This window comes from Streptomyces alanosinicus (genome assembly GCF_014650595.1).
In the GTDB taxonomy this organism is placed as follows: Bacteria; Actinomycetota; Actinomycetes; order Streptomycetales; family Streptomycetaceae; genus Streptomyces; species Streptomyces alanosinicus.
Genome location: NZ_BMVG01000007.1, coordinates 205,925 through 221,481, shown reverse-complemented (window position 1 = coordinate 221,481; position 15,557 = coordinate 205,925). Strand labels below are relative to the sequence as shown.

Below are 15,557 nucleotides of genomic sequence, written 5' to 3'. Positions count from 1 at the left end.
TCAGGAGGATGACCAGACGAAGGGAGAAGCCCATGCGCTTCGAAATCCTGCGACTCGACGAGGTCGACGGCACCGCCGTGGACAGCACCGTCGTGGACGCCGCCTCCGTCAACCGGATCGTTCAGCAGGCCGCCGCCATCGGACAGCGCCTGTGGATCCGCCCGGCCGAGACCAAGGCCTCGTAACGCTCACGCGTGCAGCGCCACTCAAGCTTTCCGGGGGCGCCGGGCCGACGACGGCTCAGCTCCCCCGGATCACCTGAGTGACGCCGTTGATGATCTGCTGGACGGCGATCGCGGAGAGCATCATGCCGGCGAGCCGCGTCACCAGCACGACACCGCCGTCCTTGATGACCCGGATGATCAGCAGCGAGTAACGCATCACCAGCCACAGCACGACATGGATCGCGAGGATCGCGGACCACACCGAGATCTGTGTGGCCACGCTGTCGGCCTTCTGCACGGCGAGGATCACGGACACGATCGCGCCGGGCCCGGCCAGCAGCGGCATGCCGAGCGGTACGAGCGCCACGTTCACGTCCTTGGTCTGCTTCGGCTCGTCCGTCTTGCCGGTGAGCAGGTCCAGCGCGATCAGCAGGAGCAGCAGTCCGCCCGCGATCATCAGCGCGGGGACGGAGACGTGCAGATAGTTCAGGATCTGGTGGCCGAGGACGCCGAAGGTGGCGATGACCCCGCCCGCCACGCACACGGCCTGGAAGGCCATGCGCTTTTGCACCTTGGCCGGACGGCCCGCGGTGAGGGCGAGGAAGATCGGGGTGATCCCCGGGGGATCCATGATGACGAACAGGGTCAGGAACAGGGAACCGAAGACGGCGATGTCGAACATGGGGGAAGCACAGGCCTTGCTGGAAGAAGAACTACGGGCGTGAGGGAGCGCGGGCCGGCCCCGTCAGGAGCCGCTGCGCGGAAGAGTGCCGGCAGGTGCCGGAAGAGTGAGCGTGCGAGCCTCAGGCTCCGCCGGTCCCCGGGACGGGGAACGCCCCGGTGGCCCGCCGGGTGATCTCCCCGTACACCTCGGGGTCGGTCGTGTACGCGCCCAGCGACACGGTCTTGCGGCTGCCGTGGTAGTCCGAGGAGCCCGTGACCAGCAGATCCAGCTCCTTGGCCAGGCCCCGCAGCCGGTCGCGGGCGTCGACGTCGTGGTCCATGTGATCGACCTCGATGCCGTCCAGGCCGGCCTCGGCCATCTCCGCGATCCGGAAGTCCGGGACCGTACGACCACGCTTGGCGGCGGCCGGATGCGCGAACACGCAGACCCCGCCCGCGCCCTTGACCAGCCGGATCGCCTCGAAGGGGTCGGTCTCGTGCTTCTCCACGAAGGCCCGGCCGCCGTCGGCCAGCCACTCCTCGGTGAACGCGTCGCTCACGGTCGGCACGACGCCCAGCTCGACCAGTGCGGTCGCGATGTGCGGGCGCCCCACGGAACCGCCGGCGGCGATCCGCTCGACCTGCTCCCAGGTGACCGGCACGCCCAGCGCGCCGAGCTTGGCGATCATGCCCTTGGCCCGCGGCACCCGGTCGTCGCGCACCAGCTCGCGCTCGGCGAGCAGGGCGGGCTCCTCGGGGTCGAAGAGGTAGGCCAGCAGATGCATGGAGACGCCGTCGATCCGGCAGGACAGCTCGGCGCCGGTGACCAGGGTCAGCCCGCGGGGCAGCGCGGCGATCGCCTCGGCGTACCCACGGGTGGTGTCGTGATCGGTCAGCGCCACGACGTCCAGCCCGCTCGCGGCGGCATTGCGCACCAGCTGGGCGGGGGTGTCCGTACCGTCGGAGGCCGTGGAGTGACAGTGCAGATCGATACGCACAGCGCTCGCTCCAGGCGGTGACGGACGGAAGGGGACACCTAAGGATAGCCGGGTTTTCAAGCCCCCTGTCACACCCGCAACCATATAGTGCCCCCTACTGCAACGCCCTCAGGGGCGCGGGGAACTGCGCGAGCAACCCACCACAAACCCGCACCCGCCACCACACGGCACCCGGCATCCACCACACAGCACCCGGCACCCCCGTGGGCGCTACGGCCGGAGCAAGCGCGGCGACAACGCCCCGCACGGCACCAGATCCAGCTCCGCGCCCACGTCCCGCAGATCCGTCAGCACCAGCTCGTCGTACATGAGCAGGCCGGACTGCTCGGGCCACATCACCGCCCAGACCCACATCCCGAGCGCCTCGCCGGCGAAGACCGCGCGGTCGTCGGGGGTGCGGTAGACATGCCAGAGCGGGGTCGGGCGGCCGGCGGCGAGGACCTTGGCCTCGGGCGGCTTCTCGATGTTCATGTACGACCCCGGGTCGGGGCTGTCGATGCCCGCGTACCGCGCGCCGAGTCCGACGCCGAGTTCCTCGGCGACCAGGATGAGTTCACCGGGGCCGCCGAGCGGGCCGGGGCCGGAGCAGGCGACGGCGGTCCCGCGGCCGCCGCTGCGGTCGTCGCCCGCGTAGGCGACGCCGGTGAACAGCCAGCCGACCGGCAGCGGCCAGGGCATCCACACCGGGACGTGGGTGCGGTGCAGAACGGCACCGAGGGCTTCGACACTGGGCGGGATCACGGGCTGCAGCGGATACACCGTGCCGTGCACATCGCACTGCCACGAATCGGCGAAGAGACCGGGAGCCCTGACCCGGCCACCACACCTCGGGCAACTGGGTTCGCCCCTCATAGGGCTCCACGGTCCTACCCCGGCCCGCCCACGTCAAGGACGATCACCCGTCCGGGCGGAAGCCTTGACCGCGAGGACTTGCATGTATATTGCATTTATTAGACGGGCTAACTTCGCCCGATCGTGGCGCCTTTGCCAACTGGCCCGTCAGGGACGGGGCTTGGTGAGCTTGCTCACTCCAGCGGGACGGACCTGCGGACGGGATCCCTGAGGTCCGTGCCGTTCGCCAGCCAGCGCTCCTGGAGGGCCTGCGCGCCGTGCACCCGCTTCCAGGCCGCCTCGTTCGGGGTCATCGGCAGCAGCGGCAGGAACCGCACGGGCTCCATCGGGTCGTCCAGTTCCAGATCCTCGACCAGACCGCCGGGCTCGCCCACCAGGACCGAGGTGAAGGGGGCGCCGGGCCACAGCGGGTCACCGACGTCCAAAGAGGCACCCGGTGTCACGATCAGGCCTTCCACCTGCGGGGACGCGGCCAGCACGGCGAGCGGCCGGAGCACCTTGTCGGTGTCGGCGAGTCCCGCGCGGACGGAGAGGACCAGCTCGGCGCGGGGGCCCTTGACCGGGTCGGCAAGCATCGCGGTGGGGTCGGCCATGGGCTGCGCGGACATCCCGAGGGTGGCGTAGCGGACGACGTCCCCCTCCTGGAACCGGAGCACCTCGATGCGGTCCGTGCCGAGGAAGGTGACGGCGGCGCGCGCGTCCGGCGCGCCCAGCGCGGTGGTCAACCGTGCCTCGACCAGAGGGAGAACATCAACCATGCCGCGAGCATAGAACTCGTCAGCAGCGGGCAAAGCGGCGCCTTGACAGTTCGGGTCACTGCTACGCTGAGCCGGTGGTTCGGGACAGCACGCAAGCAGAGCGCGCCGTCAAGTCCCGACACCGAGGACTCCCTTACGAGGGACCGGCCGGAGGAGGTGGGGCTGTCATGGATCGAAGTCGACCGTGCAGTACCACTCGCTCTTCCGCCCGCTGATCTGGTCACTGGCTGGTTTCTGGCTGGCTGCCGCCTTCCCGTGCGTATCGCCCATCGGAAGAGCACGTCATCTCGCTGTGCCTGATCCGAATCATTCTGCTTCAGTAGCGAAGTCGCCACCGCAACGGTGCGGTGCTCCCCGCTTTGTGGACGTGCCAAACATCCCGCAGTCAGGACGTCCCCATTCCGGGTAGTTCCACCCGTCGCCGGCGGTCTTTCGCTGCCCGTCGCGAAGGAGCCTGCCCATGTCGATGATCCGCGACCTGCGTGCCGCTGTCCGCCCGTCCCGTGTCTCGCCGCGCAAGGCCGCGAGCACGTCGTCGTACGACACCACGCGTGACCCGGCCACCCCCTCGGCCGTCGTGGACTGCGCCGTCTACCGCGAAGGCACCCGCGTCGCGAGCGGCAAGCCGCTCAGCCCGCACGAGGCGATGCGGCTGGTGCGCCGGGACGGCGGCTTCGTGTGGATCGGGCTGCACGAGCCGACGGAGGCCGAATTCGCCGGTATCGCCAGCGAGTTCGGGCTGCACCCGCTGGCCGTCGAGGACGCGGTACAGGCCCACCAGCGGCCCAAGCTGGAGCGGTACGACGACTCGCTCTTCACCGTCTTCAAGACCATCCACTACGTGGAGCACGACCGGCTCACCGCCACCAGCGAGGTCGTCGAGACCGGCGAGGTCATGTGCTTCACCGGCCGGGACTTCTTCATCACCGTCCGGCACGGCGGCCAGGGTTCGCTCCGGGCGCTTCGGCACCGGCTGCAGGACGACCCGGAGCTGCTCGCCAAGGGCCCCTCGGCGGTACTGCACGCGATCGCCGACCATGTCGTGGACGGCTATGTCGCGGTCGCCGACGCGGTGCAGGACGACATCGACGACGTGGAGACCGAGGTCTTCTCGCCGGGCCGCAAGGGCGGGGTGTCCCGTGGTGTGGACTCGGCGCAGATCTACCAACTCAAGCGTGAGGTACTGGAGTTCAAGCGCGCGGTGGCTCCCCTGCTGCGCCCGATGCAGCTGCTGAGCGAGCGGCCGATGCGGCTGGTCGACCCGGACATCCAGAAGTACTTCCGGGACGTCGCCGACCATCTCGCCCGGGTCCAGGAGCAGGTGCTGGGCTTCGACGAACTCCTCAACTCCATCCTCCAGGCCAACCTCGCGCAGGCGTCCGTCGCGCAGAACGAGGACATGCGCAAGATCACCGCCTGGGCCGCGATCATCGCCGTGCCGACGATGGTGACCGGTGTGTACGGCATGAACTTCGACCATATGCCGGAGCTGCACTGGAAGTACGGCTACCCGCTCGTGCTGAGCCTCACCATCGCCATGTGTGTGGGCATCCACCGGGTGCTCAAGCGCAACGGCTGGCTGTGAGCAGGTGCTGGATAGGCTGGGCGCATGACAAGCGAGCTGCTCGACCGGGCCCTCATCGAGGAGGCCGCGAAGAAGTCCGGCCTCATCTGGGTCAAGGGCGCGGGGAGCCCCGCCGCGCGTGCGCTGTGGCATGTGTGGCACGAGGGCGCGGTGTGCCTGGTCGGCGACGGGCCCGGTGAGCAGCCGCTCGAAGGGCTGACCGGCGGGGGCTTTGCCGAGGTGACCGTGCGCAGCAAGGACAAGGGGGGCCGGCTGGTGACATTCCCGGCGACCGTGGCCGAGCTGACGGCCGGCTCGGCCGAGTGGGAGGCGGCGGTGGCCGAGCTGAAGGGCAAGCGCCTGAACGCCCCCGACGGCGAACAGATGCCGGCGCGCTGGGCACGCGAGTGCCGGGTGCTGCGGCTGGCTCCGGCCGGGTCCGTGGTGCCGTTGCCTTCCGACAGCCAGGCGGACGTTCCGGTCACGACTCCGGCGACGACCCGCAGACCGGTACCCGCGGCGCTGCCACGGCTGCTGGCCCGACGCCGGAAGAAGTAGCGCGGGGGCCGAGGAAAGGACGCTCGACACCCGGAGAGAAGTTCCGTTACGACGTCGGCAGCTGCTTGCCGTAATCCACCGTCTCCCCCTTCGCGGGCTCGGCCACGGCGAAATCCTTGCCCCAGTCGGAGAAGGTGAGCGTGCCGGCGCCGCCGGCGCGGGCCAGGCGGACCGGATACGGCGTGCCTTCCAGGGACACATCGAGGCTGCCGCCGGCGCCCTTGTCGCCCGAGATGCGGATGGTGCGGGTGCCGTCGTCGTCGTGATGGCCGTCCGTCGCGAGCGTGCCGTGCAATGTGAGCAGCCCGTCGAGGAGGACGGCCTTGTCGGTGAAGCCGCTGAACTTCTTGTACGCGGGATCGCCCTGCGGCACCTTCACATACTTGCCGTTCAGCTTGCCGGCCGCGTCACCGCCGTCGCCGCCCCCCTGGCCGCCCGCCTGGTTCCAGAAGTCCGCGTCCGCCTTCATGTACAGCTGCTCGCCGATCCGCAGCAGCTTGAAGGACGCCCCCTTCGAGGTCACCGACCCGGTCCCGCCGTCGGCCTTCAACCGCATGTCCAGCTGATACGTCCGGCCGCTGGTGACCACGGTCCCGGACAGCCGTACCGCCGGCGCTCCCTTGGCGGCGGCCCGGGTCTTCGCCTGGATCGCGGTGGCGGACAGCTTGCCCACGCCGTTCGTCCCCGCGTCCGGGTCATCGCCCCCGCACCCGGTCAGCACCGCCGCCCCCGTCACGGCGAGGGCACAGGCCGCGCTCACCAGCGCGGCCCTGCGGGTACGGCCCCGGGGAATCGCAGTCACGGATGGACTCGCCTTTCTGACGGTTCCTGAGCGGCGTACCGCAGCGTACCCGTGCCCCGGCCGTCCGGCGGAGCCAGTCCGTCCGGACTCCCCACCAGGGCGTATTCGACCGGTACGGGCTAGCCTGAAGCGCACCCGTGCGGACAAATACGAGCAATTCCCTGATCCATCAGTAAAGAAAGCGGAACACCCCAGAAAGGGGCGATTCCCAGCCCACGTCAGCAGAGGAAGCACAGCCATGGCAGCCGGCGCCCCCCGGATCTTCGTCTCGCACCTCGCCGGGGTCCCCGTCTTCGACCCGAACGGCGACCAGGTGGGCCGTGTACGCGATCTGGTCGTGATGCTGCGCGTGGGCCGCAGACCCCCGCGACTGCTCGGGCTGGTGGTCGAACTGACCACCCGGCGCCGTATCTTCCTGCCCATGACCCGGGTCACCGGCGTCGAGTCCGGGCAGGTCATCACCACCGGCGTGATGAACGTCCGGCGGTTCGAGCAGCGGCCCACCGAGCGGCTGGTGTTCGGGGAGCTGCTGGACCGGCGGGTGACGCTGGTGGAGACCGGCGAGGAGGTCACCGTCCTCGATGTGTCCGTGCAGCAGCTGCCCGCCCGCCGGGACTGGGAGGTCGACCGCGTCTTCGTCCGCAAGGGGAAGAAGGCCAGCGCCTTCCGGCGGGCCAAGGGCGAGACGCTGACCGCCGACTGGTCCGCCGTCACCGGCTTCTCCCTGGAGGAACACGGCCAGGGCGCCGAGAGCCTGCTCGCCACCTTCGAGCAGCTGCGCCCCGCCGACCTCGCCAACGTCCTGCACCACCTCTCCGCCAAGCGGCGGGCCGAGGTCGCCGCCGCACTCGACGACGACCGCCTGGCCGACGTACTCGAAGAGCTGCCGGAGGACGACCAGATCGAGATCCTCGGCAAGCTGAAGGAGGAGCGTGCGGCGGACGTCCTGGAGGCCATGGACCCCGACGACGCGGCCGACCTGCTCTCCGAGCTGCCCGAGGAGGACAAGGAGCGGCTGCTGAGCCTGATGCAGCCGGCCGACGCGGCCGACATGCGCCGCCTGATGTCGTACGAGGAGCACACGGCCGGCGGTCTGATGACCACCGAGCCGATCGTGCTGCGCCCGGACGCCACGGTCGCCGACGCGCTCGCCCGGGTCCGCAATCCCGACCTCTCCCCCGCGCTCGCCGCCCAGGTCTATGTCTGCCGCCCGCCCGACGAGACCCCGACCGGCAAGTACCTGGGCACGGTCCACTTCCAGCGGCTGCTGCGCGATCCGCCGTACACGCTGGTCAGCTCGCTCCTGGACGAGGATCTGCAGACCCTGGCCCCGGGCGCCGCGCTGCCCGTCATCGCCGGGTTCTTCGCCACGTACGACATGGTGGCGGCGCCCGTGGTGGACGAGGCCGGGTCGCTGCTCGGCGCTGTGACCGTGGACGACGTACTGGACCACATGCTGCCCGAGGACTGGCGGGAGACCGAGTTCCATCTGGACGAGGAAGAGGGGGCGGCCCCGCATGGCTCCTGAGCGCGAGACCACCCGCGAGCGCACAGCGTCCGGCGCCACGGCGGCCACCCGGCCCCGTACGCCCCGGCTGGACCAGCCGCGCCCGCCGCGCCACCGGTTCCTGCCCGAGTGGGACCCGGAGGCCTTCGGCCGGCTGTCGGAGAAGATCGCCCGCTTCCTGGGCACGGGCCGCTTCATCGTCTGGATGACGGTCGTCATCATCGTCTGGGTCGTGTGGAACATCGCCGCGCCCCAGCACCTGCGCTTCGACACCTACCCGTTCATCTTCCTGACCCTGGTGCTGTCGCTGCAGGCCTCCTACGCGGCCCCGCTGATCCTGCTCGCGCAGAACAGACAGGACGACCGCGACCGGGTCAACCTGGAGCAGGACCGCAAACAGAACGAGCGGTCCATCGCCGACACCGAGTACCTGACCCGGGAGATCGCCGCGCTGCGCCTCGGCCTCGGCGAGGTCGCGACCCGCGACTGGATGCGCTCCGAGATGCAGGACCTCGTCAAGGAACTGGAGCACAGACGCCGTCACGACGGGCATGTCGTATTCCCGGCGGAACGGCCAGAACGGTCGCCGGGACGTGACACAGACGACCGCTGAGGGGCATCCCGAAGGCCCCTCGGGGCGCCGTACCATCGTCCTTATGGCTACGGAAGACGCGGTGCGCGAGGCACTGGCGACGGTGAACGACCCCGAGATCAACCGACCCATCACCGAACTGGGGATGGTCAAATCGGTGGAGATCGGGGAGGACGGGATGGTCGCGGTCACCGTGTACCTGACGGTCTCCGGCTGCCCCATGCGCGAGACGATCACTCAGCGGGTCACCGAGGCGGTCTCCCGGGTCGAGGGCGTCACCGGCGTCGACGTCACGCTGGACGTGATGAGCGACGAGCAGCGCAAGGAGCTGGCCAACGCCCTGCGCGGCGGCCAGGCCGAGCGCGAGGTCCCCTTCGCCAAGCCCGGCAGCCTCACCCGCGTCTACGCGGTCGCCTCCGGCAAGGGCGGCGTCGGCAAGTCCTCCGTGACGGTCAACCTCGCGGCGGCGATGGCCGCCGACGGCCTGAAGGTGGGCGTCGTCGACGCCGACATCTACGGCCACAGCGTGCCGCGCATGCTGGGCGCGGACGGCCGTCCCACCCAGGTCGAGAACATGATCATGCCGCCGTCGGCGAACGGCGTGAAGGTCATCTCCATCGGCATGTTCACCCCGGGCAACGCCCCGGTGGTCTGGCGCGGCCCGATGCTGCACCGGGCTCTGCAGCAGTTCCTGGCGGATGTGTACTGGGGCGACCTGGACGTCCTGCTGCTGGATCTGCCGCCCGGCACCGGCGACATCGCGATCTCCGTGGCCCAGCTGGTCCCGAACGCCGAGATCCTGGTCGTGACGACGCCCCAGCAGGCGGCGGCCGAGGTGGCCGAGCGCGCCGGCTCCATCGCGGTGCAGACCCATCAGAAGATCGTCGGCGTGGTCGAGAACATGTCCGGCCTGCCCTGCCCGCACTGCGGCGAGATGGTCGACGTCTTCGGCACGGGCGGCGGCCAGCTGGTCGCCGACGGCCTCACCCGCACCACGGGTGCGACGGTCCCGGTCCTCGGCAACATCCCCATCGACGTCCGCCTGCGCGAGGGCGGTGACGAGGGCAAGCCGGTGGTGCTGACCGACCCGGACTCCCCGGCGGGCTCGGCCCTGCGCGCCATCGCGGGCAAGCTCGGAGGCCGCCAGCGGGGCCTGTCGGGTCTGTCCCTGGGGATCACCCCGAAGAACAAGTTCTGAGCACCGGTCCTACGACGAAGGGGCGCCGGATGGTTTCGGCGCCCCTTGTCCACTCACGCGCAGGCGATGTTCACGCGTAGGCGGACACGTCCTTGACCACGGCGAACCCGAGCCCGTACGCGCTCATACCCCGCCCGTACGCCCCCAGGTGCACCCCCGCCTCGGTCGTACCGGCGAGCACCCACCCGAACTCCGACTCCCGGTAGTAGAAAGAGGCCGCGACCCCGTCCACCGGCAGCGACAGCCGGGACCACTCCGGCCCCTCAAGATCGTCGGCCAGGGCCCACGCGGTCTCCGTCTGCTGCTCCAGCCAGTCGTCCCGCAGCGTGTGGTCCATCTGCCCCGGCCAGGTGAACGACAGCAGCCCCACCCCGGCCAGCCACGCGGCCGAGGACACCGAGGTCGCCTCCAGCAGCCCCGTACCGTCGGCGCTCCGGCGCGACGGGTGCGCGGCGACCGTGACGACCACCGCGAACTTCTCCCTCGACTCCCCGTCGGGGCCGAGCTCGCCCCGTACGGAGGGCTCGTCACCGTGCCCGATCGAACCGTGCTCGACGGCACCGTCGGCCGCCGTACCGACCTGCATCAGCCAGCGCGGCCCGGTGAACGCCTCGTCGAGCGCGTACCAGGAAAAGGGCGCCTTCAGGTAACCGTCGGCCGTGCGCCGACCGGAGGGCAGCTGCTGTCCGCCCGCCGCGTCCGGCGCTTGCGCGCCCACCCTCGTCGTCTCCATCTGCCCGGACGCCTCCTCGCTCTCGTCGGACCGGGGCGGCCCGCCCCCCTTCGGGCGTACTCCTCCGGTCCGCACAACAACTCGGCAGCATATCCACACCGGTGAGAACGCCTGGGCAGGCCCTGGATGCGTGGGTCCTGTGAACGTCCTGATCAGGCCGTATGCGACGGGTCCGTGCTATGACGCGCGTCACGTGCGCGGCTTGCGCCCGTGTGCGCGTGTCGACCCGGGCCGGGCGCCGTCCCGGATCAGGGGGGCGCACGGCATCGCCAGCCTACGGGATCAGCCGGCGTACGGCATCAGGTGGCGACGGCGTCAGGTGGCGTACGGCATCAGCCGGCGTACGGCGTCAGGTGGCGTCCGCGTCGAACGGCGGCCGCTCGTCCGTGCCGGGCCCCTCGGGCTTCTTCGTCATGTCGATACGGCCACCGGACGAGGCGGCCGAAGACGAGGAGGACGGGGAGGACGCGGAAGACGAGGTCGACGCCTCGCTCTCCCGGCCGTGCACGGCATCCGTGACCTCGGCCATCTCCTTCTTGATGTCGAAGCCGTTGCGGATCTCCTTCAGCCCCAGCTCGTCGTTGTCCAGCTGCTTGCGGATGAACGCCTTGGGGTTGAGGTCCTCGAACTCGAAGTCCTTGAATTCCGGGCCCAGTTCGCTGCGGATGTCCTGCTTGGCACTCTCCGAGAACTCGCGGATCTTCCGGATCGTGCGCATCACGTCCTGGATGACCTTGGGGAGCTTGTCCGGACCGAAGACGAGCACGGCGAGGACGATGATCGTCACCAGCTCCAGTGGTCCTATGTCATTGAACACCTGACGCTCCTTGTGATGTCCTCGGTCGCTCAACGGTACCCGGCGTTCCCGTCCGACCGGTACCGTCCCGAGGTGAGACTTCTGTCAGTTCTGCTCCGCCGCGCCCAGCCGGAGCGGGATGTCCCGGTCGGTGCCGTCGCGCTTCACCGTCAGCCGCAGTGAGTCGCCGGGCCGGTGGGCGCGGATCTTGACGATCAGTTCCTCGGCCGTGTGCACGGGCTGCCCGTCGACCTCGGTGATGACATCGCCCGCGTGGAGACCGGCCTGCGCACCGGGGCCGCCCCGGGTCACGGCCGGGCCGCCGTTCGCGCTCTTGCTGTCGATACGGGCGCCGTCGCCGGTGTAGGCCATGTCGAGGGTGACGCCGATCACGGGGTGGGTGGCATGGCCGTCGTTGATCAGTTCCTCGGCGACGCGCCTGGCCTGGTTCACCGGGATGGCGAAGCCCAGGCCGATGGAACCCGCCTGGCCGCTGTCCGACTCGGAGCCGCTGTCGGCGGAGCGGATGGCGGAGTTGATGCCGATCACCTGGGCCCTGGAGTCGAGCAGGGGGCCGCCGGAGTTGCCCGGGTTGATGGGCGCGTCGGTCTGCAGCGCGTCGACGTACGACACATCGCTCCCGTCGCCCTTCTCGCCGCCGGCCGTGATGGGCCGCTCCTTGGCGCTGATGATGCCGGAGGTGACGGTGTTGGCGAGGTCGAAGGGGGCGCCGATGGCGACGACGGGGTCGCCGACCCGCACATCGTCGGAGTTGCCGAGGGGCAGCGGGGCGAGCCCGTGCACACCGTGGACCTGGACGACGGCGAGGTCGTAGCCGCTGTCCCGGCCGATCACCTCGGCCTTGACGGTGTCGCCGCTGCTGAAGGTCACCGATATCGCGCCGGCCGCGCCGGCGGGCGCGACGACATGGTTGTTGGTGAGGATGTGGCCCTGGCTGTCGAGCACGAAGCCGGTGCCGGTGTCCTCCTGGTCGGTCCCGGTGACATGCAGGGTGACGACGCTGGGCAGCGCGCGAGCGGCTATCCCGGCCACGCTGTCCGGCGCGCGCCCGGCGGGCACGTGTCCGGACTGCGGCAGTCGGACGTCGTCGCCGAGTCCCTGGTTCTCGACGTAGGCGCCGATGATCCCGCCGATGCCGCCGGAGACGAGGGCGATCACCAGGGCCCACACCAGCACGAACCGTTTCGCCCGACGGCCTCGCTGCTCGTCCGTCAGCACTGCGGCGCCGGTCTGCTGCAGCGCCCCCGGCACCCCCGCCTGCTCCGTGGCGGAACCGGCGGCCCAGGGGGCGTAACGCCGGGCCGGATCCACCACCGGCTCGGACGACGCCGGTGCCGACACCGGCGCCGGCACCGGGAGGGCGCCGGCGGCACCGGCCACGGGATGACCGACGGCCGAGGTCTCGGGATCCGCAGCGCCGGGCGCCGGGGCGGCGGCGGGGGCGGGGGCCGAGGGGGCGTGCGGATCGATGGGCGGCGCGGGCGCAGGCGCGGGAGATCCCGGCACAGGGGTGGGAACCCCGGGCGCCGAGGCGACGGGCCCCGGCATCGGCGCGACCGCCGGGGCGGGCAGGGGCGTGCCCTGGGCCGGGGCGGCGGGATGCTGGACGGGCGGTGCGGGCGCCCAGGGGCCCGGCTCGCCGTACGGCGGGGTGCCGTAGGGGTCGGGGTCGTGCAACGGCTTGGGCCGCTCGGTGGGGGCCGCCCAGGCGGTTTCCCCGGGCTCGGGCGGCACGGTGACCGCCGTGCTCCCGTCCGCCCCGGCAGCGCCCGTCGGCGCGGCCACCGGCTTGGCCAACTCGAAGTCCCCGTCCGCGTCCCCGTCCGCCACGGCCTCACCCGTGCCGGCCCCGGCGCTCTGTTCACCGCCGGACCCGGCGCCCGCCGCTCCGGCGTCCCCCACGCCGTCCGGCGCGACGCCCTCCGGATCGCGGGCCCCGGCCCTCTCGGCCTTCGACCCGGCGCTCTCCGCACCGCCGGCCCCGCCGCTCCCGGTCCCCGTCCGGTCCGCCCCCGCCGGCCGCGCGGACGCGGTCGCCGGGCGGGCCAGCTCGAAGTCCGCCGAGGCGGAGTCCACCGACGCCGCATCCGTCGGCCCGGCCGCCGGTGACTCGATGGAGCCCGGTGTCTCGATCGGCTCGGCGGTCTGCCGCGCCGTGGTGTCGGTCCGGTCGGTCGGCGTCAGCTCCGCCGCCCCCTGCGGCCCTTCCTCCGGCAGGACACCGTTCCCCTCGTTCATGCTCTCCCCACGGCTGGCCGTGGCCGCGCGCTTCGGCGGCGGCCACAGAACGTCGACTACGTCCCCCGGTCAACGCCGCGGGAACGGCCCTCACAGGATTCAACCAGGTTCGCGGGCCGTGGCGCAGTGGCCGGTCAGGGCGTCCGGCGGGGTGCGGAGGGGGACGGCGAGGCAGCGGGGGTGGTGTCGGGGGCGGGCGCGGGGAGGGGGGCGGACAGCAGGCCGGCGCCGGCTCTTCCGGGGGTCGTGGACCAGGCGTTCAGGGGGTAGACCACGGTGTCGTCGAGCGGACGTATCAGCGGGGAGACAGCGGCCGCACCGGCCATGATCGGCGCGGCCAGGTCACGGACGGCATCGGCCTGGGCCTGGCCGGTGCCGGGGGTCGGCATTCCGGGCACCAGCGGCGCGGACATCGAGGTCGGGACGGCCGGTGTCTGGCCGAGCTGACCGCCGCCCTGGGCGATCAGCGGACCCACCGCGCGACGCCGCTGGCTGTCGGGCGTCGCGCCGGTGCCCGAGCTGGTGCCCGAGCCGGTGCCGGCCGAGCGCGCCGGGGTCACATTGCTGCCGTTGCCGCCGCCGCGGGCATCGGCCGTGGTGTCACCGGGGATGGCGGTGGTCATGCCGCCGAGGGCGACCGCGGCCAGCGACACCGCGCCGGCGGCGGCGACGGCGAACCGCAGGCCGCGCGAGGCGGAGCGGCCGTCGTCCGGGCGGCCGACGGGATGGATACGGAAGCCGCGCTCGTCGGCGGTGGGGAGGGAGTGGTGCGAGCCGGCCGGGACCGGGCTGTGGGGGCGGGCCGGGACGTACCCGAACGCGAAACGGTCGCCGCGGCGTCCGCCGAAGACGCCGAGGGCCCCGAAGAAACCGGAGGGGTCGGCGGGCGGGGCGGGTTCGTCGTGCGCGCCGCGTCCGAGGAATCCGCCGCCGGGCGGCGACATGCCGTCGCCGTCCAGGTCGCCCTCCCCGGGCAGGCCCTGGAGGCGGGCCAGCAGGCTTGCCGAGGGCGGCGGCGGGGCCGCCTCCGCGAACACGTTCTTCAGCCGGCGCTGGGCGTCCGCCTCCGCCTTGCACCGGGCACAGGTGGCCAGGTGCGCGAGGACCCGCTCACGCGACTCATGACCGAGCTCTCCGTCCACCAGGGCGGAGAGTCGGTCTCCGAGGTGCTGCTCTGCGAGGTGCGCCGCCGCAGGTTTGGGCCGGGATCCACTCACGCGGTCGCGCCCCCTCCTCCCAGAGCGGGGACACGGGTCAGGAAGGAGCGCCGCTCGGCCGCGCGCGCCTCCGGGGACCGGTGCGCGAGGGCCTTGCGGAGCTGGGAGCGGCCGCGGTGGATACGGGAGCGGACCGTGCCGAGCTTCACGCCGAGGGTCGCGGCGATCTCCTCGTACGACAGTCCCTCGATGTCGCACAGGACGACGGCGGCGCGGAACTCGGGCGCGAGGGTGTCCAGGGCCTGCTGGACGTCGGCGTCGAAGTGCGCGTCGTTGAAGAGCTGCTGCGGGGTGGGCTCGCGGCTGGCCAGGCGCTCGGCCGCGTCCTCGCCGAGGGCGTCGAAGCGGATGCGCTGCTTGCGCCGCACCATGTCCAGGAAGAGGTTGGTGGTGATGCGGTGCAGCCAGCCCTCGAAGGTGCCCGGCGAGTACGTCGACAGGGAGCGGAAGACACGGACGAAGACCTCCTGGGTGAGGTCCTCGGCGTCGTGCTGGTTGCCGGTCAGGCGGTAGGCGAGGCGGTAGACACGGGCACTGTGGGTGCTGACGATCTCCTCCCACGTGGGCGGAGTCCACGCCTGCCCGTCCGCGTCGGTGGCGAAGGTCGCGGTCTGGGCCTCGCCCGCGGCGAGAGCGGCGTGGTGGTCAGCAGCGGTGTCGGTCACGGATTTCGGCCTGCCCGCCGACCCGAGGAAGCGCCGCAGCACTCCACCCCGATCCCCGGGCGCAGCCGCACCTCCCCTGTCGGCTCTGGTGGTGTCCAGTGGAGCCCCTACCATAGCCACCTCGCCCGTTAGCTCCGGATAAGCGGTTTTACGAGAATTTGATACGCGCTGGCCCGGCTCATGCGGCCGCGTCAGCAGTTGCTCGACGCCCTGACCCACCTCTTGCCCCCC

At 71.6% G+C, this 15,557-nt stretch carries 16 protein-coding genes; 6 read left to right on the top strand and 10 right to left on the bottom strand.

Going from position 1 to position 15,557, the window contains the following annotated elements:
- Positions 1-32 precede the first annotated feature (32 nt).
- Entirely contained in the window at positions 33-185 is a 153-nt protein-coding gene (locus tag IE277_RS18190) for a DUF8834 family protein (RefSeq protein WP_189953669.1), read from the top strand.
- A gap of 55 nt (positions 186-240) precedes the next feature.
- Here the strand turns inward: IE277_RS18190 and IE277_RS18185 are convergent, their stop codons facing one another.
- From IE277_RS18185 to IE277_RS18170, 4 genes are all read right to left on the bottom strand, one after another.
- Positions 241-846 (bottom strand): MarC family protein, encoded by a 606-nt coding sequence (locus IE277_RS18185; RefSeq protein WP_067128824.1) that lies wholly within the window; start codon positions 844-846, stop codon positions 241-243.
- 121 nt (positions 847-967) lie between these two features.
- On the bottom strand, positions 968-1,825 hold the full coding sequence (locus IE277_RS18180) for a PHP domain-containing protein (RefSeq protein ID WP_189953667.1): 858 nt from the start codon (positions 1,823-1,825) through the stop codon (positions 968-970).
- Between the two features lie 210 nt (positions 1,826-2,035).
- On the bottom strand, positions 2,036-2,677 hold the full coding sequence (locus IE277_RS18175; RefSeq protein ID WP_189953666.1) for a DUF6758 family protein: 642 nt from the start codon (positions 2,675-2,677) through the stop codon (positions 2,036-2,038).
- Positions 2,678-2,850: 173 nt separating this feature from the next.
- Positions 2,851-3,435, bottom strand: coding sequence for a suppressor of fused domain protein (locus tag IE277_RS18170; protein WP_189953664.1), 585 nt, complete (start codon positions 3,433-3,435; stop codon positions 2,851-2,853).
- A 460-nt stretch (positions 3,436-3,895) separates the two neighbouring features.
- On the opposite strand from IE277_RS18170, the gene IE277_RS18165 reads away from it, so the two are divergent.
- Both IE277_RS18165 and IE277_RS18160 read left to right on the top strand, forming a co-directional pair.
- A complete protein-coding gene (locus IE277_RS18165) occupies positions 3,896-5,020 on the top strand; it encodes a magnesium and cobalt transport protein CorA (protein WP_189953662.1) in 1,125 nt (374 codons plus the stop codon).
- 24 nt (positions 5,021-5,044) lie between these two features.
- On the top strand, positions 5,045-5,557 hold the full coding sequence (locus IE277_RS18160) for a hypothetical protein (RefSeq protein WP_189953660.1): 513 nt from the start codon (positions 5,045-5,047) through the stop codon (positions 5,555-5,557).
- 46 nt (positions 5,558-5,603) lie between these two features.
- On the opposite strand, the gene IE277_RS18155 is transcribed toward IE277_RS18160, so the two are convergent.
- A complete protein-coding gene (locus tag IE277_RS18155) occupies positions 5,604-6,359 on the bottom strand; it encodes a hypothetical protein (RefSeq protein WP_189953658.1) in 756 nt (251 codons plus the stop codon).
- A gap of 238 nt (positions 6,360-6,597) precedes the next feature.
- Between IE277_RS18155 and IE277_RS18150 the strand changes: the two genes are divergently transcribed.
- Genes IE277_RS18150 through IE277_RS18140 form a run of 3 tightly spaced genes read left to right on the top strand, consistent with a single transcriptional unit; the run spans position 6,598 to position 9,656 of the window.
- Entirely contained in the window at positions 6,598-7,887 is a 1,290-nt protein-coding gene (locus IE277_RS18150) for a magnesium transporter MgtE N-terminal domain-containing protein (protein WP_189953656.1), read from the top strand.
- Entirely contained in the window at positions 7,877-8,479 is a 603-nt protein-coding gene (locus tag IE277_RS18145; RefSeq protein WP_189953654.1) for a DUF1003 domain-containing protein, read from the top strand. The genes IE277_RS18150 and IE277_RS18145 overlap by 11 nt, the downstream gene beginning before the upstream one ends.
- A gap of 43 nt (positions 8,480-8,522) precedes the next feature.
- On the top strand, positions 8,523-9,656 hold the full coding sequence (locus IE277_RS18140; RefSeq protein ID WP_189953653.1) for an Mrp/NBP35 family ATP-binding protein: 1,134 nt from the start codon (positions 8,523-8,525) through the stop codon (positions 9,654-9,656).
- A gap of 70 nt (positions 9,657-9,726) precedes the next feature.
- On the opposite strand, the gene IE277_RS18135 is transcribed toward IE277_RS18140, so the two are convergent.
- The 5 genes from IE277_RS18135 to sigE all read right to left on the bottom strand — a co-directional run bounded on the left by IE277_RS18135 (position 9,727) and on the right by sigE (position 15,368).
- The gene (locus IE277_RS18135) at positions 9,727-10,389 is read right to left on the bottom strand and encodes a hypothetical protein (RefSeq protein WP_189953651.1); all 663 of its coding nucleotides are present in this window, start codon (positions 10,387-10,389) and stop codon (positions 9,727-9,729) included.
- Between the two features lie 349 nt (positions 10,390-10,738).
- Positions 10,739-11,206, bottom strand: a complete 468-nt coding sequence (locus IE277_RS18130; protein WP_189953649.1) for a sec-independent translocase — start codon at positions 11,204-11,206, stop codon at positions 10,739-10,741.
- Between the two features lie 84 nt (positions 11,207-11,290).
- Positions 11,291-13,444, bottom strand: coding sequence for a trypsin-like peptidase domain-containing protein (locus IE277_RS18125; RefSeq protein ID WP_189953647.1), 2,154 nt, complete (start codon positions 13,442-13,444; stop codon positions 11,291-11,293).
- A gap of 134 nt (positions 13,445-13,578) precedes the next feature.
- Positions 13,579-14,661, bottom strand: coding sequence for a zf-HC2 domain-containing protein (locus IE277_RS18120; protein WP_189953645.1), 1,083 nt, complete (start codon positions 14,659-14,661; stop codon positions 13,579-13,581).
- The gene (gene sigE, locus IE277_RS18115; RefSeq protein WP_189953643.1) at positions 14,658-15,368 is read right to left on the bottom strand and encodes an RNA polymerase sigma factor SigE; all 711 of its coding nucleotides are present in this window, start codon (positions 15,366-15,368) and stop codon (positions 14,658-14,660) included. The genes IE277_RS18120 and sigE overlap by 4 nt, the downstream gene beginning before the upstream one ends.
- Positions 15,369-15,557 lie beyond the last annotated feature (189 nt).

Coding starts and splice junctions, on each gene's coding strand:
- IE277_RS18190 (WP_189953669.1), top strand. CDS start 33: ATGCGCTTCGAAATCCTGCGACTCGACGAGGTCGACGGCACCGCCGTG.
- IE277_RS18185 (WP_067128824.1), bottom strand. CDS start 846: ATGTTCGACATCGCCGTCTTCGGTTCCCTGTTCCTGACCCTGTTCGTC.
- IE277_RS18175 (WP_189953666.1), bottom strand. CDS start 2,677: ATGAGGGGCGAACCCAGTTGCCCGAGGTGTGGTGGCCGGGTCAGGGCT.
- IE277_RS18170 (WP_189953664.1), bottom strand. CDS start 3,435: ATGGTTGATGTTCTCCCTCTGGTCGAGGCACGGTTGACCACCGCGCTG.
- IE277_RS18165 (WP_189953662.1), top strand. CDS start 3,896: ATGTCGATGATCCGCGACCTGCGTGCCGCTGTCCGCCCGTCCCGTGTC.
- IE277_RS18160 (WP_189953660.1), top strand. CDS start 5,045: ATGACAAGCGAGCTGCTCGACCGGGCCCTCATCGAGGAGGCCGCGAAG.
- IE277_RS18150 (WP_189953656.1), top strand. CDS start 6,598: ATGGCAGCCGGCGCCCCCCGGATCTTCGTCTCGCACCTCGCCGGGGTC.
- IE277_RS18145 (WP_189953654.1), top strand. CDS start 7,877: ATGGCTCCTGAGCGCGAGACCACCCGCGAGCGCACAGCGTCCGGCGCC.
- IE277_RS18140 (WP_189953653.1), top strand. CDS start 8,523: ATGGCTACGGAAGACGCGGTGCGCGAGGCACTGGCGACGGTGAACGAC.
- IE277_RS18135 (WP_189953651.1), bottom strand. CDS start 10,389: ATGGAGACGACGAGGGTGGGCGCGCAAGCGCCGGACGCGGCGGGCGGA.
- IE277_RS18125 (WP_189953647.1), bottom strand. CDS start 13,444: ATGAACGAGGGGAACGGTGTCCTGCCGGAGGAAGGGCCGCAGGGGGCG.